General features: G+C 70.6%; 22 protein-coding genes. 13 read left to right on the plus strand and 9 right to left on the minus strand.

Annotated features, from left to right (window positions below):
* Positions 1-115: 115 nt before the first annotated feature.
* Positions 116-1,048 carry a CE1 family esterase gene (locus JOM49_RS41770; RefSeq protein ID WP_372444200.1) on the plus strand — a complete coding sequence of 311 codons (933 nt, stop codon included), beginning with the start codon at positions 116-118 and terminating at the stop codon, positions 1,046-1,048.
* 76 nt (positions 1,049-1,124) lie between these two features.
* Entirely contained in the window at positions 1,125-1,604 is a 480-nt protein-coding gene (locus JOM49_RS41775) for a sigma factor-like helix-turn-helix DNA-binding protein (RefSeq protein ID WP_209670305.1), read from the plus strand.
* Here the strand turns inward: JOM49_RS41775 and JOM49_RS41780 are convergent.
* Positions 1,601-3,571 carry an AfsR/SARP family transcriptional regulator gene (locus JOM49_RS41780; RefSeq protein WP_209670307.1) on the minus strand — a complete coding sequence of 657 codons (1,971 nt, stop codon included), beginning with the start codon at positions 3,569-3,571 and terminating at the stop codon, positions 1,601-1,603. The genes JOM49_RS41775 and JOM49_RS41780 overlap by 4 nt on opposite strands.
* A 114-nt stretch (positions 3,572-3,685) precedes the next feature.
* On the opposite strand from JOM49_RS41780, the gene JOM49_RS41785 reads away from it, so the two are divergent.
* The 5 genes from JOM49_RS41785 (at position 3,686) to JOM49_RS41805 (ending at position 7,001) form a co-directional block, all read left to right on the plus strand.
* Positions 3,686-4,720, plus strand: a complete 1,035-nt coding sequence (locus tag JOM49_RS41785; protein ID WP_209670309.1) for an MFS transporter — start codon at positions 3,686-3,688, stop codon at positions 4,718-4,720.
* 250 nt (positions 4,721-4,970) lie between these two features.
* Entirely contained in the window at positions 4,971-5,297 is a 327-nt protein-coding gene (locus tag JOM49_RS41790) for a PadR family transcriptional regulator (protein ID WP_209670311.1), read from the plus strand.
* A complete protein-coding gene (locus tag JOM49_RS41795) occupies positions 5,294-5,653 on the plus strand; it encodes a hypothetical protein (protein ID WP_209670313.1) in 360 nt (119 codons plus the stop codon). The genes JOM49_RS41790 and JOM49_RS41795 overlap by 4 nt, the downstream gene beginning before the upstream one ends.
* Positions 5,650-6,360 (plus strand): ABC transporter ATP-binding protein, encoded by a 711-nt coding sequence (locus JOM49_RS41800; protein ID WP_209670315.1) that lies wholly within the window; start codon positions 5,650-5,652, stop codon positions 6,358-6,360. The genes JOM49_RS41795 and JOM49_RS41800 overlap by 4 nt, the downstream gene beginning before the upstream one ends.
* Positions 6,357-7,001, plus strand: a complete 645-nt coding sequence (locus JOM49_RS41805) for a hypothetical protein (RefSeq protein ID WP_209670316.1) — start codon at positions 6,357-6,359, stop codon at positions 6,999-7,001. Before JOM49_RS41800 ends, JOM49_RS41805 begins: the two co-directional genes overlap by 4 nt.
* Here JOM49_RS41805 and JOM49_RS41810 read toward each other — a convergent pair.
* Positions 6,979-8,043 carry an FAD-dependent oxidoreductase gene (locus JOM49_RS41810; protein ID WP_209670318.1) on the minus strand — a complete coding sequence of 355 codons (1,065 nt, stop codon included), beginning with the start codon at positions 8,041-8,043 and terminating at the stop codon, positions 6,979-6,981. The genes JOM49_RS41805 and JOM49_RS41810 overlap by 23 nt on opposite strands.
* A gap of 88 nt (positions 8,044-8,131) precedes the next feature.
* Here JOM49_RS41810 and JOM49_RS41815 point away from each other — a divergent pair, with 88 nt between their 5' ends.
* The 4 genes from JOM49_RS41815 (at position 8,132) to JOM49_RS41830 (ending at position 10,979) form a co-directional block, all read left to right on the plus strand.
* Entirely contained in the window at positions 8,132-8,587 is a 456-nt protein-coding gene (locus tag JOM49_RS41815; RefSeq protein ID WP_209670320.1) for a MarR family winged helix-turn-helix transcriptional regulator, read from the plus strand.
* Positions 8,584-9,234, plus strand: coding sequence for a peptidylprolyl isomerase (locus JOM49_RS41820; RefSeq protein ID WP_209670322.1), 651 nt, complete (start codon positions 8,584-8,586; stop codon positions 9,232-9,234). Before JOM49_RS41815 ends, JOM49_RS41820 begins: the two co-directional genes overlap by 4 nt.
* 133 nt (positions 9,235-9,367) lie before the next feature.
* Positions 9,368-9,988, plus strand: a complete 621-nt coding sequence (locus tag JOM49_RS41825) for a hypothetical protein (RefSeq protein WP_209670324.1) — start codon at positions 9,368-9,370, stop codon at positions 9,986-9,988.
* A 106-nt stretch (positions 9,989-10,094) separates the two neighbouring features.
* On the plus strand, positions 10,095-10,979 hold the full coding sequence (locus JOM49_RS41830; protein ID WP_209670326.1) for a bile acid:sodium symporter family protein: 885 nt from the start codon (positions 10,095-10,097) through the stop codon (positions 10,977-10,979).
* Between the two features lie 48 nt (positions 10,980-11,027).
* On the opposite strand, the gene JOM49_RS41835 is transcribed toward JOM49_RS41830, so the two are convergent.
* Positions 11,028-12,128 carry a calcium:cation antiporter gene (locus JOM49_RS41835; RefSeq protein WP_209670328.1) on the minus strand — a complete coding sequence of 367 codons (1,101 nt, stop codon included), beginning with the start codon at positions 12,126-12,128 and terminating at the stop codon, positions 11,028-11,030.
* Positions 12,129-12,170: 42 nt separating this feature from the next.
* Complete coding sequence (locus tag JOM49_RS41840) at positions 12,171-12,545, minus strand: hypothetical protein (protein ID WP_209670330.1); 375 nt, start codon at positions 12,543-12,545, stop codon at positions 12,171-12,173.
* 127 nt (positions 12,546-12,672) lie between these two features.
* Between JOM49_RS41840 and JOM49_RS41845 the strand changes: the two genes are divergently transcribed.
* Together JOM49_RS41845 and JOM49_RS41850 are read left to right on the plus strand one after the other, a co-directional pair.
* Entirely contained in the window at positions 12,673-13,686 is a 1,014-nt protein-coding gene (locus tag JOM49_RS41845) for a serine hydrolase (protein WP_209670331.1), read from the plus strand.
* 22 nt (positions 13,687-13,708) lie between these two features.
* Positions 13,709-14,089, plus strand: coding sequence for a DUF427 domain-containing protein (locus tag JOM49_RS41850; RefSeq protein ID WP_209670333.1), 381 nt, complete (start codon positions 13,709-13,711; stop codon positions 14,087-14,089).
* A gap of 278 nt (positions 14,090-14,367) precedes the next feature.
* Here JOM49_RS41850 and JOM49_RS41855 read toward each other — a convergent pair whose 3' ends face one another.
* From JOM49_RS41855 to JOM49_RS41875, 5 genes are all read right to left on the minus strand, one after another.
* A complete protein-coding gene (locus JOM49_RS41855) occupies positions 14,368-15,597 on the minus strand; it encodes a styrene monooxygenase/indole monooxygenase family protein (RefSeq protein ID WP_209670335.1) in 1,230 nt (409 codons plus the stop codon).
* Positions 15,598-15,641: 44 nt separating this feature from the next.
* Entirely contained in the window at positions 15,642-16,277 is a 636-nt protein-coding gene (locus JOM49_RS41860; protein ID WP_209670337.1) for a GTP-binding protein, read from the minus strand.
* Between the two features lie 31 nt (positions 16,278-16,308).
* Positions 16,309-16,650 (minus strand): DUF742 domain-containing protein, encoded by a 342-nt coding sequence (locus JOM49_RS41865; protein WP_209672268.1) that lies wholly within the window; start codon positions 16,648-16,650, stop codon positions 16,309-16,311.
* Between the two features lie 62 nt (positions 16,651-16,712).
* A complete protein-coding gene (locus JOM49_RS41870; RefSeq protein ID WP_206800631.1) occupies positions 16,713-17,156 on the minus strand; it encodes a roadblock/LC7 domain-containing protein in 444 nt (147 codons plus the stop codon).
* The gene (locus tag JOM49_RS41875; protein ID WP_209670339.1) at positions 17,153-18,445 is read right to left on the minus strand and encodes a sensor histidine kinase; all 1,293 of its coding nucleotides are present in this window, start codon (positions 18,443-18,445) and stop codon (positions 17,153-17,155) included. Before JOM49_RS41875 ends, JOM49_RS41870 begins: the two co-directional genes overlap by 4 nt.
* Between the last annotated feature and the right edge of the window lie 354 nt (positions 18,446-18,799).

Below are 18,799 nucleotides of genomic sequence, written 5' to 3' on the forward strand. Positions count from 1 at the left end.
CCGACCCCGTACGGGTGAAACCCCGGAGAGTGAACACAATGAACGAAAACGTGACCCCCATCACCGCCGCGGTGATCCTTGACCGGCATTCGGCCCGTTGATCAAGGAGGATCACGTGCTCCGACCCCGTTCGAAGCTGCTGGTAGCCGCCACGCTGTTCCTCGCCCTGCTGCCCGCCACCCCGGCCTCGGCGAGCGGCGTCGCCGACCACCCGGTGCCCACTACCGGCTGCGGGCGGACCCCGCCGGTGACCCCGGGCACGACCGGCGGGCAGACGCTCGTCTCCGGCGGCCTGACCAGGGAGTACACCGTCCACCTCCCGGCGAACTACCAGCCGCACCGGCCCACGTCGGTGGTGCTGTCCTTCCACGGGCACAAGCGCACCTCGCAATGGCAGGAGGAGCTGTCGGAGTTCTCCGGGGTGAACACCATCGCCGTCTACCCGCAGGGCCTCGTCGGCACCGACGGCGGATCGGCGTGGACCGGGGCGCCGTACTCGGCCGACGCCGACGACGTGCTGTTCACCAGCGACCTGCTCTCGAAGCTGCAGCGGGAGCTGTGCGTGGACCCGAAGCGGATCTACGCGACCGGGAAGTCCAACGGCGGCGGGTTCGTCGGCGTGCTGGCCTGCCGCCTGCCGGGCCGGATCGCCGCGTTCGCGCCGGTCGCCGGCGCCTACTACCCGGAGGGCGGCGCCTGCGAGCCCAGCCGTCCCGCGCCGCTGCTGGTCTTCCACGGCACCGCCGACGCCACGATCCCCTACGACGGCAATCCGGCGAAGGGCCTGCCCGCCATTCCGGACTGGCTCGGGGAATGGGCGGACCGCAACGATTGTTTCGCCCATCCGGTGACCTATTCACCGCAGCCGAAGGTGACCGTGCAGAAATGGCCCGGTTGCGACAAATGGAGCAGTCTGGCGCACTACCGCATCGAAGGCGCGGGACACGTTTGGCCCAGCACCAAGCCGAACAGCGACTCCGCGACCCCCACGGTGCTCGACGCGACCCCGGTCATCTGGCGCTTTTTCCAGAGTCACCGGCTGCGCTGATGCGAGAATTCGGCTGACCATATTTCGAATTGGCAACGTCCTCGTCATGGGGTAACCCGTTCCGAGTTACACCGGCATGGAGACAGCGGAGAAGCTCTGCGTCCAACCTTCCGAGACCTGTGCCGCGGTGGTCGCCGAAGCCGCCACCGGCAACCCGGCCGCGCTGGAGCGGCTGATCGCGGCCATCCGGCCGTCCGTGGTCCGGTACTGCCGCGCGCGCATCGGCAAGCACGGGGATTCCTTCGCCCCGGCGGACGAGGTGGCGCAGGAGGTCTGCATCTCGGTGCTGACCGCGCTGCCCACCCGCCGGGACGACGGTTCCCTGCGTGCCTTCGTCTACGAGATCGCCTTCCAGCGGGTCGGCGAAGCGCGCCCGGGCACCGACGACCAGCTCGGCGCGGTGATCCACGCGCTGCCGGAGATCGAACGCGAGGTCATCGTGCTGCGGGTCGCGCTCGGGATGAGCGCCGAGCACGCCGCCGAAGCGATGGGGAGCACGGCCGCCGCGGTACGGCGGATCCAGCAGCGCGCCCTGACCAGTCTGCGCGGCGCCTAACTTTCCACGCCGGTGCGGTCGATCTCCAGCACGCAGGCCGCGGCGCTGCTCCGGTTGCCGACCCTGGTGAACCGGGAAGAAGCCGCCTTGAACAGGCGCGCGGCGTCCTGGCATTCGCCGAGCACCCGGTGGGCGCGGCCGATGTCGAGCCGCACCTGGGCCGCGCACTGGTCGTCGCGCAGCGATTCCAGCCGCTCGATCGCCTGGTACAGGCTGGCCAGCGCACGCTCGGGGTCACCGCGGCGCAGGTGGAGCTGGCCGACCCGCCGCAGCACGAGCGCCATCCGGTGGTCGTCCCCGAGTTCGGCGCACAGCCGGCGGGCCTGGTCGAGCGCGGACTCCGCGTCGGCGAGCTGCCCCAGTTCCAGGCAGACCGCGGCGATCGAGGTGTGGCTGTGGGCCGCGCCCAGCCGGTCCCCGCATTCGACGAACATCTCCAGCGCGCGCACGCTGCGCGCGTGTGCCTGCTCCGGCCGCCAGGTCACCCGGGAGACCACGCCGAGGCCGGTCAGCGCGCGGGCCATGCCGAGCCGGTCGCCCAGCGAGGAGCTGATCCGGTACGAGGTGCTCAGCGCCTTCACCGCGTCGGTGAACTCGTCCCAGTAGATGTGCAACTGCCCGATCCCGCGCAGTAGCGCCGCTTCCCCGCGCGCGTCCCCGGCTTCCCGCACGGCCGTCAGCGCGAGGTAGTGGCATCGGGCCCACTCCTGGTACAGCCCGCGGTAGTCGAAGTAGGAGGCCGCCGTCGCGGCGATTTCCCAGGCCAGTTCGGCGAACCCGGCCGCGGCCGCGTAGCCGACCGCGTCCTCGATGCCCTGCTGCTCGGCCTCGAACCAGGCCAGCGGATCCGCGGGCGGCGGGATGTCCACCGGCCACCGCTTCGCGGCACCCGGCTCGGGCCGCAGCACACTGCCCGGCAGGCGGGCGGCGGCCCGTTCGGTCTGCCACAGCAGTCCGCCGAGCACGCGTTCGAGGGCCGCTTCCCGTTCCGCGCCCACGGTTTCCGGCACAGAGGTGCGGACGAGGTCGTGCAGCCGGTACCGCCGCCCGCTTTCCCGGACCAGTTGCCGCTCACGCAGATCGCCCAGCAGGCGCTCGGCCTCGGCGGGGTCGCCGTCGACCACCGCGGCGGCGATCCAGGCGGAGAACTCGGGCATCGGCAGCACGGCCAGCCGCGTGAGCAGCCGTAGCGACTCCGGGTCGAGCTGCTGGAGGTCCTGGGCGGGTTCGGTGCGCAAAATGCCGACCTGGATCCCGCGCAGTGCCGCCGACGGCTCCACTCCCAGCTCCTCGACGAGCTTTTCCCGCCACCGCTGGTAAACCGCCAGTGCGTCGGCGGCACGGCCGCGATCGGCGAGCGCGGTCATCAGCTGCCCGCAGAAGCGTTCACGGAACGGGTGCGCGGTGATCAGTTCGCGCAGTTCGGTGCTCAGCTCGTCATCGGCGCCGAGCCGCAGTTGCGCGTCGATGCATTCTTCGAGGACCGCGAGCCGCCGTTCTTCCCACGCGGTGACGAATTCGGTGAGCGCGTCGAGCCGGACGTCTTCGAGCACCGCACCGCGCCACAGCGCCAGCCCTTCGCGCAGCACGCGCACCCCGGCTTCGAGGTCGCCGTCGGCGAGCAGCTGCCGCCCACGCCGGGCGAACTCGGCAAAACTGTCCACATCGGACTTCCCAGGCGACACCGGCAGCCGGTACCCGTGGCCAACGGTGACGATCGGGTCGGCATCGCCCGGCTCCCGCAACGCCCGCCGCAACTGCGAGACCAGACCCTGGATCTGCACGCGGTAGCTCGGTGGCGGCGACGCACCCCACAGCGCCTCGGCGAGCCGGTCGACCGAGACCACCTGGTTCGCCTCCGCCAGGAGGATGGCGAACAGCAGGCGCGCCTGTGGTCTGCCCAGGCGCAGTTCCACCCCGTCCCGCTCCACCAGCAGCGGACCGAATGCCCGATAGACGATCGTCATGCGCACCCCCAGGCCGTCTGACGCGTGTGACAGTATCAGGTTAGTTGTCACATCGGCCAGGAATTCACCACTTCGGCTCGGCGTTCGGCCACCGCCCGTGGTTAGGTCAGCACCATGCGAGAGGACGTCCGCGCACCCAAGCAGCCACTGGACCGGACGGCCCGCACCACGGTGCTGCTGTTGTTCGCCGCGTGGACAGTGGACTACGTCGATCGCCTGTTGGTCAACCTCGCGTTGCCCGACATCGGCGCCGAGTTCGGTCTCGACCACACCCAGCAGGGGCTGGTGCTCTCCGCCTTCTTCCTGGCGTACGCGGTGTTCCAGATCCCGGGCGGGCTGCTGGCCGACCGGTTCGGCGCGGTGCGGGTGATGCTGGCCGCGGTGCTGCTTTGGTCGGCGTTCACCGCGCTGACCGGCCTGGTCGGCTCGTTCGTGCTGTTGCTCGCGGTGCGCTTCCTGTTCGGCGCGGCCGAAGGCGTGTTCCCCGGCGCGTCGATCAAGGCGCTGTCCGAACGCACCGAACCGGCGCAGCGCATGACGGCCAACGGCTGGATGCAGAGTTCCAACGCGTTCGGCGTGCTGCTCGCCCCCGCCATCGCGGCCCCGCTGATCGCCTGGTGGGGCTGGCGCGGGGCGTTCGTCGGGGTGGCCGTGCTCGGCATCTTCGTGTTCCTGGCGTTGCGGAAGTGGCTGCCCGCCCCGCGGACCGCGGTCGAGCGGGTGGACTCGCGGTCGCGGGACGTCCTGCTCTCGCCGGTGATGTGGCGGTTCGCGCTGATGTTCTTCGGCTACGACGTGATCGTCTGGGGACTGTCGTCGTGGGTGCCGTCGTACCTGCAGACCGAACGCGGGCTCACGCTCACCGAGGCGGGCGCGATCACCGCGCTGCCCGCCGTGTTCGGCGGGATCGCCGTGGTGCTCGGGGGCCGGTGGAGCGACCGGCTGCGCGGCAGGCACCGGGTGATCATCCTGCCCGCGATGGCCGCGACGGCGATCTGCCTGGTGGTCATGGCCCACTCGGAGCCGACGGCGTTGTTCGCCGTGTTCCTGACTTTGTCGGGCATGTTCGCCGCGCTCTGCTACATGCCGATCTTCGCCGTGCCGCTGCGGAGCCTGCCGCCGAACTGGCCGGGGCGGGCGCGGGCCTGATCGTGTTCGGCGGGCAGGCCGCGGGCATGGTCATCCCGGTGGTGATGGGCGCCCTGGTCGACGGCTTCTCCTACCGCGTCGCTTTCCTGTCACTGCTAGCCGGAGTAGTCATCACCGTGCTAGCAGCGCTAGCAACGCCCCAGTATCTTCTGCCTCGGCTCCGCCGAGGCGGGTGAGGTCGCTTTTGAGCCTCACGCAGGTGTTCGGGGCGCCTTGCCGCAGGCGCCCGGGGCTATATAGAGTTCTGTCTATGCCGAGAATGACCCTGCAGACCCAGGCCGTGCTCGCGGTGTTCCTGGAGCGCGGCGCCGGGGAGTTGTGGGGGTTCGAGCTGAGCAAGGCCAGTGGCCTGCCGGCCGGGACCATCTACCCGATCCTCCAGCGGCTGACGACGGCCGGGTGGGTGACCAGCCGGTGGGAGCAGCCAGAGCACGCCCAAGAAGCCGGGCGGCCACCGCGGCGGTACTACACGCTCACCACCGAAGGTCGCGCCCGCGCCGTGCACGCGCTGGCCGAAGGCGCGAAGAAACGCGCGAACCTCTCCCGGCTGCTCGGACCGGCCGAGGAGGGCGCATGAGTGCCTCGCTCATCCGCAGTCCGCGCTGGTGGCTGACCCCCTTCGCGCTGGCGACCGCCTCACTTCTGCTGGCGCGCAACGAATGGCTCATCGCCGCGGTCAGTCTGGTGTGGACGACCACGGCCGCGTTGCTGGCCGCCGCCGTGCTGCTCGGGATCACCCGCCGCTGCTTGCCGGACGGGGTCACGCTCCTGAACCGGCTGGCCATCGTGCTGCCGCACGCGGAACGGGACGACTGGCGCGCGGAACTCGTCGCGGTGTTGCACGCCTGCGAGGGCCGCGAACGCACGCGCCAGGCACTCGGTTTCCTCGCCGCGTTGCCACTGACCGCGGTTTCCACCCGGGTCCACCGGTGATCCGGCTCGAATCCGTCGGCCAGCGGTACCGGCGCGGTCCCCTGGTCGTCGAGGACGTCGACCTCGAGATCAAGCCCGGCGAACCGCTGGTCATCCTCGGCGAGAACGGATCCGGCAAGTCGACCCTGCTGCGCGTGATCGCGGGCTGCGGCACGCCGTCCGAAGGCCGGGTCACCGGCCGCCCGGCGACCGTCGGCTACGTGCCCGACCGATTCCCCGCGCACCTGCGCATGCCCGCGTCCAGCTACCTGCGGCACCTGCGGCGCATTCGGGGACGGCAGTCCGGGAAGCCGGTGGAACTGTTGCGGCGCTTGGGTTTCTCCGGTGGCCTCTCGACGCCGATGAGCCGGCTTTCCAAGGGGAACGCACAGAAGGTCGGCCTGGTGCAGGCGCTGACCAGCGGCGCCGAACTGCTGGTGCTCGACGAGCCGTGGTCCGGGCTGGACGTCGGGGTGCGGCCGGTGCTCTCCGAGGTGATCACCGCGCTCGCCCCGAGCACGGCGCTCGTGCTCACCGACCACACCGGCACCGCCGACGCCCTGCCGCGGCGCCGGAAACTGCGGCTGCGCGAACAACGGCTGACCGGCGAGCCCGACGGCGAAGGCACCCTGGTGATCACCCTGACCTGCCCGGCCCGGCTCGCCGACCCGGTGCTCGCCGAGGTGTCCCGGCGCGGCGCCACCGTCCGGGAGGTGCGGCGCGCGTGATCTGGCCGCTGGTCCGGTACTACAGCGCGGACCTGCTGCGCTCGCAGCGGTTCCTGCTCCCCTTCCTGCTCTACGGGATGTTGCTGGCGCCGCTGTTCGGCGGTGATCCCGGCCCGCCGCCCGCCACCTGGGCGGCTTCGGTGCTCGCGCTGTACCCGGTCTCGGTGTGGCTCGCGGTGACCGTGGCGAACACCGAGGACCCGGTGCAGCGGCAGGTGACCATCGCCGCGGCGGGCGGCCGGGGCCGGGTCACCACCGGCATCCTGCTCACCTGCCTGCTCGCCGACCTGGTGCTGGTGGCGCTCGCGATGGGCTGGCCGGTGCTGGCCACCGCCTACGCCCATCCCCCGCACCTGCTCGCGGCCGGTGCGCTCGCGCACTTCGCGGCAGGCGCCACCGGCACCGCGGTCGGCCTGCTGTGCGCCCGCCCGGTGGTGCACGGCATCGGCTGGTCCGCGGTGCTCGGTGCCGCCGTGGTCGCCGCGACCGGGTTCCAGCGCTGGCTGCCGCCGGTCGGCTCGGCCGCGCGCACCCTGGTGGACACCCCCGTTTCGCTGTCCACCCTGGGCTTCGACGCGGGCCTCGCACTGGCGCTCGCCGTGGTGGCGGGCGTGGTGGTCAGCCGAGTCCGAGCAGTGTGACGAACCGGCCGACCATCAGGTCCGCGCCCTTGATCTGCGCGGTCGTCGCCGCGTCCAGCAGGCCCGATTCGAGGGTGTAGGTGGCGCCCTTGTGCGGGCCGAGCGGCAACGCCATCCCGGGCGGCGCGGCTTCGTAGGTGGCCAGTTCGCCGTCGCCCTGGATGAGCGCGCGGATGTTCGCCGCGACCACCTCGGCGTGCTGCGCGGCGGCGCGGGCCATCTTGGCCTCCGGCACGGCGGTGATGTCCCCGATGGCGAACACCTTCTCCTGCCCGGCCAGGCGCAGTTCCGGGGTCACCTCGACGCGCCCGTCCGCCAGCCGGGCCGCGGCCAGCGCACCGGTGAGGTACCCGGTGGCCGGTACGTTGCCGAAGCAGCGGAACCACAGGTCCGCGGTGATCTTCGTGCCGTCGGCGGTGGCCACGGTGAAGCCGCCCTCGGCCGGTGGCGTCTCGACCGACGTGCCCAGCAGCAGTTCCACGCCGAGTTCTTCGAGCTGCTCACGCACCGAAGCGCGGAACTCCTCGGGGAAGCCGGGCACCAGTTCCGGCGCCGGGTCCACGATGGTGACCGCCTTCTCCGGCCACTTCGCCTTGATCTCCCCCGCCAGTTCGAGCCCGACCGGGCCCGCGCCGAGCAGCAGCACGCTCGCGGCCCCGGCGAGTTCGTCGTGCGCGGCCCGCAGTTTGCCCTTGGCCGCTTCGGTGTCGTGGTCGGAGAACTTGGCCGGGAACGGGTACGAGGCGCCGGTCGCCAGCACGAGGTAGTCGGCCTCGAGCCGCTCGCCGGAGCCGAGCGTGACCGCACCGGCGTCGGCCGCCACCGCGTGGTCGCGGACCACCCGGCCGCGCTGGAGCAGCTGGTCGTACGGCAGGAAGAGCTGGTCGGCGAACGCCGGTTCGACCAGGCCGCGCAACGCGCCGACGTGGTGCACGAAGCGGTCCTTCGGCTCGACGAGGACCACGTCGGCCACGTCGTCGAGCGCCTTCGCGGCGCTGGCCCCGCCGTACCCGCCACCGATGACCACCACGGTCGCTGTCATGCGGACTCCCTAGTTCGTAGTACGTATTGTTCGTTCTACGAACTACAGTAGTTCGTAGAACGAACGAACGTCAACTACACTCGGGACAATGAGCGAGCCGATGGATCTGGCGACCGCACTGGTGCGGCTGTCGCACCTGGTGCAGCGGGTGTTCACCGAGGTCAGCCGGGACCACGAGCTGACCCAGCAGCAGGCGCAGCTGCTCTGCGCGCTGATCGCCGGGCCGGTGGGCATGACCGAACTGGGCCGGACGCTGCACCTGGAGAAGTCCAGCATCACCGGGCTGGTCGACCGGGTGGAGCGGCGCGGCCTGGTCACCCGCGTGCGCGACGACCACGACCGGCGCGCCTGCCGGATCGCCCTGACCGAGAAGGGCGCCGAACTCGGCGAGCGCTCGCACGAGGGCGTGGTCGAGCGGCTCGACGAGCTGACCGCGGACCTGCCCGCCGGGACGCGCGAGCTGCTCGCCGCCGCGCTCTCCGGGCTGACCACTCAAGCCGACGCGGGACGGCAGGTGTTCGAACCGGCTAACGTGCGCGCATGAAAATCACGCACCGGTTCACCCTCGCCGCGATCACCGCACTGGCGCTGACGGGCCTGGCGATCCCGGCCCAGGCCGCGCCCGCCGCACCGACCGTCCACTGTGAATTCACGCCCACCCCGGAGAACCCGGCCGCGCGGCCGGTGCACCCGCCGTCGCCGAACGCCTCCGCCAAGGGCACGGCGAAAGCGGTGCTGCAGACCAACTACGGGCTGGTCGCGATCGAACTGGACAAGGCGAACGCGCCGTGCGCGGTGCACAACTTCCGGCACCTCATCCGCAGCTGGTTCTACCAGCACACGCAGTGCTTCCGGCTGACCGCTTCGCAGCGGCTGGGTGTGCTGCAGTGCGGGGACATCTACGAGGTGGAGAAGGGCGGGCCGGGTTACCGGTTCCCGGACGAGGTGACCGGCGAGGAGACCTACCCGCGCGGCACGGTCGCGATGGGCAACCAGGGCCCTGGCACGAACGGCAGCCAGTTCTTCTTCGTGCACTCGCACGCGAACATCGACCCGAAGTACAGCGTGCTGGGGCGCGTGGTGTGGGGCATGGACACCCTGGACCGGATCGTCGCCGCCGGGATCGCCGATGGCGCGGAAGACGGCGCCCCGGCGCGGCCCGTGCGCATCCACTTCGCCCTGACTTCGTAGGTACGTCGGCGTCGGCCGCCCCCGGGGTCCACCTAGGGGCGGCCGGCGGGAGATTCCCTGATGTAGGCGGCGTGCGTTCGCTGCCATGGTTCATCCGGCATCGGAAAGCTCGGATGGACGGGGAAAAGAAACCATGAAGCCTGCCGTGGTCAGGGGTGCGTTCGTCGCGGGGCCCGTGTTGCTGCTCGCCGGGGTGGTCGCGATGAAGTTCGGCTGGAAGGGCAACACCGGGCTCGACTGGGGCGTCGCGCTCCCGTTGTGGACCGGCGCGCACCTCGCCTACGTGCTCGGCTACCTCGCGTTCGGCGTCGTGCTCGCGGCGATGTGGGGCAGAGCCAGGCGCAATTCGCGCCACGGCGGTGAACGCGTGCTCGCCGACGTGCTCGGGGTGGCCGGTGCGGTCGGCCTCATCGCCAGCCTGGGGCAGATGATCATCGACCTGATCGTCGGCTTCCGGGCGGACGACCGCGCCGGGATGAGCGCGTTGTTCCAGAGCTACCAGGACATCCCCGGCTTCGAGGCGGTCTTCTACGGCGTCGTGCCATCACTGGCGCTGGGCGCGATCTCCCTGCTGGTGGTGCTGCTGACGGTCCGCCGGGACGCCGCACCGTGGGCCGCGGCCCTGTTCGTCGCCGGGGCGGTGTGCGTCGGCACGCAGGTCACCGCGTTGATGGTGCTCGGCGGCGTGGCCCTCTGCCTGGCCCTGCCCGCCCTGCGGGAACCGGCCACCCCGCCGGTGCCGGTCCCGGCTTGATCGGTTCGGCCACGAACCGGCTTCGAACCTGGCTTCGGGGAGCGGCGGCTGCCAGACTGGGCCGCCCCGTCCGGTTCTCCCGGATTGTCCCTGCGGAGGTTTCAGCGTGGAATCCTCGGTCGCCACCACCGTGCTGCTGCCGATCGCGCTCGGCGTGGTCATGTTCGGCCTCGGCCTTTCCTTGACCACCAAGGACTTCGCCCGGGTGCTCAGCTACCCGAAGGCGGTCGTGGTGGCACTGGTGTGCCAGGTGCTGGTGCTGCCCGCGCTCTGCTTCGGCCTGGTCTACGCGCTGAGCCTGCCGCCGGAACTGGCGGTCGGCATGATGCTGCTGGCGGCCTCCCCCGGCGGCACCAGCGCGAACCTGTTCAGCCACCTGGCGCACGGCGACGTGGCGCTGAACGTCACGCTCACCGCGGTCAACTCGCTGCTCGCCGTGGTCACGCTGCCGCTGGTGGTCAACTTCTCGCTCGGCCACTTCCTCGCCGGGGACACCGGGATCGGCCTGCAGTTCGGCAAGACCCTGCAGGTCTTCGCGATCGTCCTGATCCCGGTGGCGCTGGGAATGCTGGCGCGCAACCGGATGCCGGTGCTCGCCGAACGGACGCGGAAGCCGGTGAAGCTGCTGTCCCTGGTGTTCCTGGTCGGCACCATCCTCGTGGCCGTCTACCAGGAACGCGCCAACATCGGCGGCTACCTGGCCGACATCGGGCTGGCGACCCTGCTGTTCAGCGTGCTGTCGATCGCGCTGGGCTACCTCGCGCCCCGGTTGTTCCGGGTGGACCGCAGGCAGGCGATCGCCGCCGCGATGGAGATCGGCATCCACAACAGCGTGCTGGCCATCACCATCGCGCTGACCCTGCTCGACAACACCCGCATCGCCATCCCTGGCGCGGTCTACGGCATCGTCATGTTCTTCACCGCCGGCGCCTTCGGCTACCTGATCAGCCGCCGGGTCACCGCCCCGACGTCCACCGCCGAAGTGCCGTGAATGTGGCTTTCACGGCGGATTCGGCCGTGAAAGCCACATTCACGGCACTCAGGGGTTCACGGCCAGGAACAGGAAGGCGGCCAGCAGGATCAGGTGCACGCCGCCCTGCAGGCGGGTGGCGCGGCCGGGGACCACGGTGAGCACGCTGACCACGATCGTCAGTCCGAACAACACCATCTGCGTGGCACCGAGCCCGAGGGTGAGCGGGCCTTCCAGCCAGATGGTGGCCACCGCGATCGCCGGGATGGTCAGGCCGATGCTCGCCATCGCCGAGCCGTAGGCGAGGTTGAGGCTGATCTGGACCCGCTCGCGCAACGCCGCCCGCAGCGCGGCGAGCGTTTCCGGCAGCAGCACCAGCAGCGCGATCACCACGCCGACGAACGACGGCGGGAACCCGACCGCCTTCACCCCGGCCTCGATCGCCGGGGACTCCACTTTGGCCAGTCCGACCACGGCGATCAACGCGAGCAGCAGCAGGCCGAGGCTGGTCAGCGCGGCCTTGGTGGTGGGCGGGTCGGCGTGCCCGTCACCGTCGGCGTCGGTGGTGCCGGTCTCGGTCTCCACCGGCAGGAAGAAGTCGCGGTGCCGCACGGTCTGGGTGAACACGAACATCCCGTACAGCACCAGCGAGGCCAGCGCGGCGAAGACCAGCTGCGAGCTGGAGAACTCCGGCCCGGCCTGGCTGGTGGTGAAGGTCGGCAGCACCAGGCTGAGCGTGGCGAGGGTGGCCACCGTGGCCAGCGCCGCCCCGGTGCCCTCGGCGTTGAAGTGGGTGAAGCCGTGGCGGATCGCCCCGGCCATCAGCGCGACGCCGACGATGCCGTTGCTGGTGATCATCACCGCGGCGAACACCGTGTCCCTGGCCAGCGACGCCGACTCCGGCCCGCCCGAGACCATCAGCGTGACGATCAGCGCCACCTCGATGATGGTCACCGCCACCGCGAGCACCAGCGAACCGAACGGCTCGCCGACCCGGTGCGCCACCACCTCGGCGTGGTGCACCGCGGCCAGCACCGTGGCGCCCAGCACGAGGGCGACCAGGACGACGAACAGGGTGTCGAGGTCCCGGCCCCAGGTCGCGGCCAGTACCAGCGCCGCGACCACCGGGACCACGGTCGTCCAGGACAACGCCGGGGATCGAGTGGCCATGCCGCCAGCCAACCAGACCCCCGGCCACCTCGCCCGCCGGCTTCACCCGGCCGCGACCGGGCGCGCCGCGGGCAGCCCGGCCACCTGGAGCACGGTCAGCCCGAGCACCGCCGCCGCCTGGACCAGCACGAACGTCACACCGAGCCCGGTGAGCCCGCCGAAGATCGCGTACGCGACGCTGCCCAGTACGTAGAGGACGTTGACCGAAATCACTTCCCGCACCGGGCCCGGCCGCAGCCCGGCGGACGCCCAGCCGACGAACGCGGCCCAGCCGACCAGTCCGATGCCGACCACGAGCGACAGCGTCATCGGGATGCCGAGCGGTTCCTCGACGACGGCGCACAACGCCGCCAGCAGCAGTCCGAGCGCACCCGAGGCGAGGGCATCCATCCGCAGCACGTTGCGAAGTCCGAACATCTTGTTCCTCCAGGGTTTTCCGTTCCGATGCACCAACTTTCGCGGTTCCGGCGCGGCAAGTCGATTACGCGGGAGGTAATGCCCGAACGGCCCCACGGGCGGGTGCCTGCTGGCTAGGATCGCCGCCATGACCGTGAATCGCAGGCACGCGCTCGGACTCGGTGGCGTGGCCGCCGCCGGTGTCGTGCTCGGCTCCCCCGCTGCCGCCGCCTCTGAAGAAGAAGAGATCGTCGCCGTCGACGCGGCGTCGGCCAACCGCAAGATCGCGCGGACCTACGCCCGCGAAGTGACCCGCGCGCGGGGGACCTGGTCCTCCTACATCGGCGTGACCGGCGCGGATGCCGCCGCCGTCGAGGAGCGGGCCGACGAGGTCGTCGAGGCCTACAGCGTGAACAAGATCGCGGTGGCCACCGCGGTGCTGGACAAGGTCGACCGCGGCCTGCTCACCCTGGACCAGCGCGTCGACGTCACCGCCGACATCGTCATCCGGGACACCGACGGCATCTTCGGCCTGGACGGCGCGTACCCCAGCTCGGTGACCCTCGGGCACGCGATGGCCGCGCTGCTGACGCTGTCCGACAACACCGCGGTCCGCCTGTGCGGCCTGGTCTGCCCGGCCGCCGAGCTGAACGAAATCCTGCGTGGCAAGGGTTTCGTGCACACCCAGGTGGTGCCGGTGGCCAACCCGAACCGGTTCTTCCTCGGCACCACGACCGCGCGCGAGACGTACACGCTGCTGCAGAAGCTGGTCGGCGGCACGCTGCTGTCGGCGGCGTCCACCGAGTACCTGCTCACCGTGCTGCGCTCGCTCAGTTCCTTCACCGACGGCATCCGCCTCGACCTGAGCTCCGAGGAGCGGCTGCGCGTGGCGACCAAGGCGGGCTGGTTCAACGACGGGCGCAACGAGGCCGGGGTCGTCTTCGACACCGCGGGCAAGCCGATGATCACCTACTCGCTGTTCGCCTCGGGCCCCTTCCGCGGGGACGCGGCGGCCAACGACACGAACTTCGGTGCCACGCACCCGGCGCTGCGCGCACGGCAGGAGATCGGGCGGACGCTGGTCGATTCGGTGGGAAGGTTCTCGGCGGAGACGGCGTTGACGTTCAAGGCGAGGGTCTACCAGCCGTCGAACGGCGGCTGACCCGCCACGAACGGAGTTCCCCATGCCGGACAGGAAGGTGCTGGTCCCCGGACCGGACCACCCGATCACCATCGAGCCGAACCCGAACCGGATCGTCGTCACCGTCGCCGGGCGCACCATCGCGGACACCACGGAGGCGCTCGCGCTGAGCGAGGCCGGTTACCCGGCGGTGCAGTACATCCCGCGCAAGGACGTGGACGTCTCGGCGCTGGAGCGGACCGACCACCACACGTACTGCCCGTACAAGGGCGAGTCGGCCTACTACAGCATCACCGACGGCGGGGAGAAGTCGGTGAACGCCATCTGGACCTACGACGAACCGTACGACGCGGTCGCCCAGATCAAGGGCCACATGGCTTTCTACCCGGACCGAGTGGACCGGATCGACGAAACCCCCCGGTGACCCGCGGCCGGGGCACCGGACACAAATGTGGCTTTCGGGGCGGATTCGGCCCCCAAAGCCACATTCGTGACACCAGAGCCCCAGCCCACCAACGCAACCGCCCCACCAACACAACCGCCGCCCGGGCACCCCACCAAGGACCCGCCCAGATCCCCCCACCCCGCCCCGGTCCACAGCCAAAAACACGGCGAAGGCCTCGATGTCAAGGCATCTTTCCCGCCTTGACATCGAGGCCTTCGCCGTAGTCACACTAAAAAACCGGGGCGGTCCCGAAGAGATCAGACACTGGCCAAGTAAGCCGCCGCCTTCTCCGGATCCAGCAACCAGTGCTGAAAATCGGACGGATCCTGGAACCCGTTGGCGAACCGCCGCGCCACCTCCGGCTTCGCGCCGGCGGTCCCGATGATTTCCAGCACGTGCGGGGGCGGCGGCTGCAGCATCGCGTTGGTCCAGATGGTCACGTGCTGCGCGTACTCCCAGTACTTGTCGAACGCGCCCTTCATCCACTGCCGGTCGAACGGCTGGTCCCCGTGCGCCAGTATCGAGTCCAAATAGGACGCCGCGCACTTGCTGGCGTTGTTCGAGCCCTGGCCGGTGATGGGGTCGTTGGCCACCACCACGTCGGCCATGCCGAGGACGGCGTGGCCCGAGGGCAGTTCGCCGACGGCGTTGCGCACCACGGGGGTGTACCCGCCGGCGAGCGTGGCCCGCGAGTCGGTGAGCTCCACTTCGCCGGCGCGGTCGTACTCCCACGGCAGGTACTGCTTCATCAGCGACAGGATCCGGTCCAGGTGCTCCTGCGGGTCCGGGTTGTCGGTGAACACGTCCAGCGGCCCACCCGGGATGCCTTCGAAGAACAGGATTTCGCAGTTCCCGCTGAGGGTGTACGCGGGGATGATGAACAGCTCACCGACGCCGGGGATGATGTTGAACCGGACGGCGGAGAAGTCGGGGTGCTCCGGGCGCGGCTTCATCCCGTGCACGTAGGCCAGCGAAAGCGCGCGCTGCGGCTGGGTGTACGGCGACAGCTCGGGGATGCGGTCGAACAACTGCACCAGCTCACCCTTGCCCGCCGCGACCACCACCAGGTCGTACATGCCGGCCAGCGAGTTCAGGTCCGAGGTGGTCACCCCGTGGATGATCAGCTTGCCGCCGCGTTCCTCGAACTTCTCCAGCCAGCCCGCCATCTTCACCCGCTGGTCGACCGACTGCGCGTAGTCGTCCAGCCTGCCGACCCAGTCCAGCGCGCGGCTGCTGTCCGGCGCCGCGATCGACACGCCGAGCCCTTCGACCTTGACCGTCTCGGCTTCCCAGAAGTTCAGCCCGTGGTCGCGCTCGTGCTGCAGCGCCGCGTGGAACATGCACTGGGTGGACATCACCCGCCCGGCCCGGATCTCGTCCGGCGTGCGCGCCGACATCACGGTGACCTCGTAGCCGTCGTGCTCGAGCAGGCTCAGCGCCAGCTGGAGGCCGGACTGACCGGCTCCGACGATCAGGATCTTGGGCATGTGGGGACATCCCTCCAGGAGAATCTTCGAGAAAACTGCGAGGCTCAGGCGGGGCTGAACTCGGCCTGGGGCGCCTGGCCGGGCACCGAGAGCCGCGCCGTGGCCATGGTGTGCCGGACGACGTCCTGCAGCGTCCGCTGGACCGAGCCGCGGTCGCGGGCGTCGCAGGTGATCAGCGGGACGTCCTCGCTCAGCGCCAGCGCGTCGCGCACCTCGTCCACCGAATGCGTCAGCTCACCGTCGAACAGGTTGATGGCGACGATGAACGGCAGGTCGGAGTCGTTCTCGAAGTAGTTGATCGCGGCGAAGGACTCGTCCAGCCGCCGGGTGTCCACCAGCACCACCGCACCGAGCGCCCCGCGGCACAGGTCGTCCCAGAGGAACCAGAACCGGGGCTGGCCCGGGGTGCCGAACAGGTACAGCAGCAGGTCCGCGTGCAGGGTGATCCGGCCGAAGTCCATCGCCACCGTGGTGGTCGACTTCTGCCCCCCGTCCGGCGGGTCGTCGACGCCCTGACCGGCTTCGGTCATCCAGGCGTCGGTGTTCAGCGGCGGCACCTCCGAAACCGTGCTCACCAGCGTGGTCTTCCCCACCCCGAAACCACCCGCGACGACGATCTTGGCCGAGATCGCCGCGAGGGGATCGCCGGCATCCGGGCGCGCGAGGCTTGACTTGCTCATCATGTCCTTTCCGCGGTGCTCAAGGCCTCGTCTAGACGGGGAGCCGCTTGAGCCCGTCGAGGACTCGTTCCAGCAGCGACATGTCGTGGGAGTAGGTGTGCGCGGTGGGGTGGATGTACACCGCGCCCTGCGTCGCCAGATCGCTGATCAGCACGCGGACCACGCCCAGCGGCATGGTCAGCCCGGCGGACAGCTCCGCGATGGAGGCGCGGGTGCGCGCCCGTTCGTAGATCGCGCGTGACTCCGGCATCAGCGCGTCGGCCAGTGCCGGGTCGTAGGTCGGCACCGAGATCAGCGTCTCCACCAGCAGGTGGTGTCTGCTCTTGGTCCGCCCCCCGGTGAGCGTGTACGGGCGGACGCGCCTGCTGCGCATCCGGCCGACCGCCTGCTCGCTCGAGTTGTCAGTGGACACGTTCTTCACATCCTCCCGGCCGGTCAGGCCTGCGGCCTGCGGGCGGTGAGCACGCGCCGGAGGTCGGCCCGTATCTCAGGGGTCAGCACGTGGCCGGCGTTGCGGACGAACTGCGTCATCTCGTACGCGACGACCTTCATGTCGCACTCCGGTCCGGTCAGCACGGCGAGGCCCGCGCCGACGCCGATGCCCATGAACAGGAAGTAGCCGTGGGTGAGCCGGATGATGATCTGCTCGCAGCTGCCCTTGTGGAACAGCGCGGCGCTGTTGCCGGCGAGGCTGAGCAGGCCGCTGGCGATGGCCGCGAGCTGCTCGGCGTCGTCGTTGTTCATGCTGTCCGACGAGGTCAGCGGAAAGCCGTCCGCCGACATGATCAGGGCGTGGCTGACCCCGTGGACCTTGTGCACGAAGTCGTTGATCAGCCAGGTGAAGTCTTGCTTGCCGGAACTGTGCTGGGCGGCGGTCACGCTTGGGGTCCCTCGGGTGGTTTCGCTGGGCCGTTCTCGTCGCGGGGGCCGGGCTGCTCCTCGAGCGCCGCGCGTTCCCCGTCGGAGAAGGCACCGAGATCGGCGAGCAGCCGGTCGTGGCCGTCGATGGGGTCTTCGGGGGCGGGCGGCGGTGGCGGTGGCTGCTCGTCCTCCCCGGTGCCCTTGATGCTGCGCGGCACCCGGCGCGGCAGGCCGCCGGAAGTGATGCCGCCGTCCTCGTCGCCCCGGGGTGCGGGCGACGGTTTGCGCTGGGTCAGCGGTTCCGCGGTCGCGGTCGCGCCGGAGGCGCCCGCCGTGCGCTTGGGCAAGGTGGTGCTGCCGGAGGCCTGCGGGCGGCGGGCCAGTGGCACCGCCTCGGCCTGCGGGGCCAGGGTGGGGGTGAAGCCGTTCGCCGGCACGACCACCGTCGAGGTGCCCGACCAGCTGGCTTCGGGCAGTTCGCTGACCAGCTCGGCGGGCAGCAGGACGGTGGCGGTGGTGCCGTGCGGGACGCGGCGCTCCAGCCGGACCTTCATCCCGTGCCGGACCGCGAGCCTGCGGACCACCGCGAGGCCCATGTGCCGGACCGAAGCGTGGTCGAGCACCGGTTCGGCGACGAGCCGGTCGTTCAGCTCGGCGAGGCGCTCGGCCGGGACGCCGATGCCCTCGTCCTCGATGCGGATCAGCACGCTGCCCTGTTCGGTGAGGTGGGCGCTGACCCGGACCGGGGTGTTCGGCGACGACTGGCCGGTGGCGTTGTCGAGCAGTTCGGAGAGCAGGCGGCTGAGGTCCTCGGCAGCGAAGCCGACCACGCCTAGGGAGACCACTCGCCCGATGGAAACCCGGGAGTAGTGGGTGATCGAGGACATGCCCGCGCGGATCACGTCGACCACCGAAGCGGTCTCCGAAGCGTTGTCCCCGGCCTCGCGACCAGCGAGAACACGCAGGTTCTCGGCGTTGCGGCGCAGCCGGGCGGCGAGGTGGTCGAGCCGGTACAGCTCGGCGAGCCGCTCGTCGTCGTCCTCGCGCGCCTCCATCTCCTCCAGCTGCGAGAGCAGGGAGTCGACCAGGTTGAGGTCGCGCAGCGCCACGCTGGCGCAGATGCCGGCCAGCGCCTCCTGCTCGGTGTTGTCCACCGGAAGCGGTGGCGGAGGTGCCTCGATCACCCGGGGGCCCCGCTGGGGTCCGGGTTCCTGACCGGGAGTGCTGAGGAACTGGACCGCGGCCGCGCGTGCGCGTTCTCGCAGCACCCGTGAGCGATCCAGCAGTTCCCGAGCCCGCGTCGCCATCTGCCTGTCTACCCTCTTCGTCGCGTACGGCTCCGTTTCGCCCATCGGCCCTACGCCGACGGTCGTAGTGCAACATGCAAGCAGACACCGTAGCCGATGTCCACAAAAAGCTCCGGGTTGGTCACGCACGGTCATACCGTTACCGCGCCACGTATTCGAAGCTGATCTTGTCTGTCCTTTTCGGACAGTTTTCGGACCGCGGTGTCAGAAGATCCACACCCCGCCCCGGCCACCCGGCCGACGGGTCCGCCACCCGATCCGGGTAACTCCCCGGGGGTATCCGCACGCGGATGGTCCGCCGGCGGAATTCGTCCCGTTCGGCGTCCGCGTCCAGTACCCGAGAAGCCTTGCCAC

The sequence above is a fragment of the Amycolatopsis magusensis genome (genome assembly GCF_017875555.1).
Classification (GTDB): domain Bacteria; phylum Actinomycetota; class Actinomycetes; order Mycobacteriales; family Pseudonocardiaceae; genus Amycolatopsis; species Amycolatopsis magusensis.

Excerpts from the sequence above, each read along its gene's own strand:
- JOM49_RS41775 (WP_209670305.1), top strand. The coding sequence starts at position 1,125 with ATGGAGACAGCGGAGAAGCTCTGCGTCCAACCTTCCGAGACCTGTGCC.
- JOM49_RS41780 (WP_209670307.1), bottom strand. The coding sequence starts at position 3,571 with ATGACGATCGTCTATCGGGCATTCGGTCCGCTGCTGGTGGAGCGGGAC.
- JOM49_RS41785 (WP_209670309.1), top strand. The coding sequence starts at position 3,686 with ATGCGAGAGGACGTCCGCGCACCCAAGCAGCCACTGGACCGGACGGCC.
- JOM49_RS41790 (WP_209670311.1), top strand. The coding sequence starts at position 4,971 with ATGCCGAGAATGACCCTGCAGACCCAGGCCGTGCTCGCGGTGTTCCTG.
- JOM49_RS41795 (WP_209670313.1), top strand. The coding sequence starts at position 5,294 with ATGAGTGCCTCGCTCATCCGCAGTCCGCGCTGGTGGCTGACCCCCTTC.
- JOM49_RS41810 (WP_209670318.1), bottom strand. The coding sequence starts at position 8,043 with ATGACAGCGACCGTGGTGGTCATCGGTGGCGGGTACGGCGGGGCCAGC.
- JOM49_RS41815 (WP_209670320.1), top strand. The coding sequence starts at position 8,132 with ATGAGCGAGCCGATGGATCTGGCGACCGCACTGGTGCGGCTGTCGCAC.
- JOM49_RS41820 (WP_209670322.1), top strand. The coding sequence starts at position 8,584 with ATGAAAATCACGCACCGGTTCACCCTCGCCGCGATCACCGCACTGGCG.
- JOM49_RS41825 (WP_209670324.1), top strand. The coding sequence starts at position 9,368 with ATGAAGCCTGCCGTGGTCAGGGGTGCGTTCGTCGCGGGGCCCGTGTTG.
- JOM49_RS41835 (WP_209670328.1), bottom strand. The coding sequence starts at position 12,128 with ATGGCCACTCGATCCCCGGCGTTGTCCTGGACGACCGTGGTCCCGGTG.
- JOM49_RS41840 (WP_209670330.1), bottom strand. The coding sequence starts at position 12,545 with ATGTTCGGACTTCGCAACGTGCTGCGGATGGATGCCCTCGCCTCGGGT.
- JOM49_RS41845 (WP_209670331.1), top strand. The coding sequence starts at position 12,673 with ATGACCGTGAATCGCAGGCACGCGCTCGGACTCGGTGGCGTGGCCGCC.
- JOM49_RS41850 (WP_209670333.1), top strand. The coding sequence starts at position 13,709 with ATGCCGGACAGGAAGGTGCTGGTCCCCGGACCGGACCACCCGATCACC.
- JOM49_RS41855 (WP_209670335.1), bottom strand. The coding sequence starts at position 15,597 with ATGCCCAAGATCCTGATCGTCGGAGCCGGTCAGTCCGGCCTCCAGCTG.
- JOM49_RS41860 (WP_209670337.1), bottom strand. The coding sequence starts at position 16,277 with ATGAGCAAGTCAAGCCTCGCGCGCCCGGATGCCGGCGATCCCCTCGCG.
- JOM49_RS41865 (WP_209672268.1), bottom strand. The coding sequence starts at position 16,650 with ATGCGCAGCAGGCGCGTCCGCCCGTACACGCTCACCGGGGGGCGGACC.
- JOM49_RS41875 (WP_209670339.1), bottom strand. The coding sequence starts at position 18,445 with ATGGCGACGCGGGCTCGGGAACTGCTGGATCGCTCACGGGTGCTGCGA.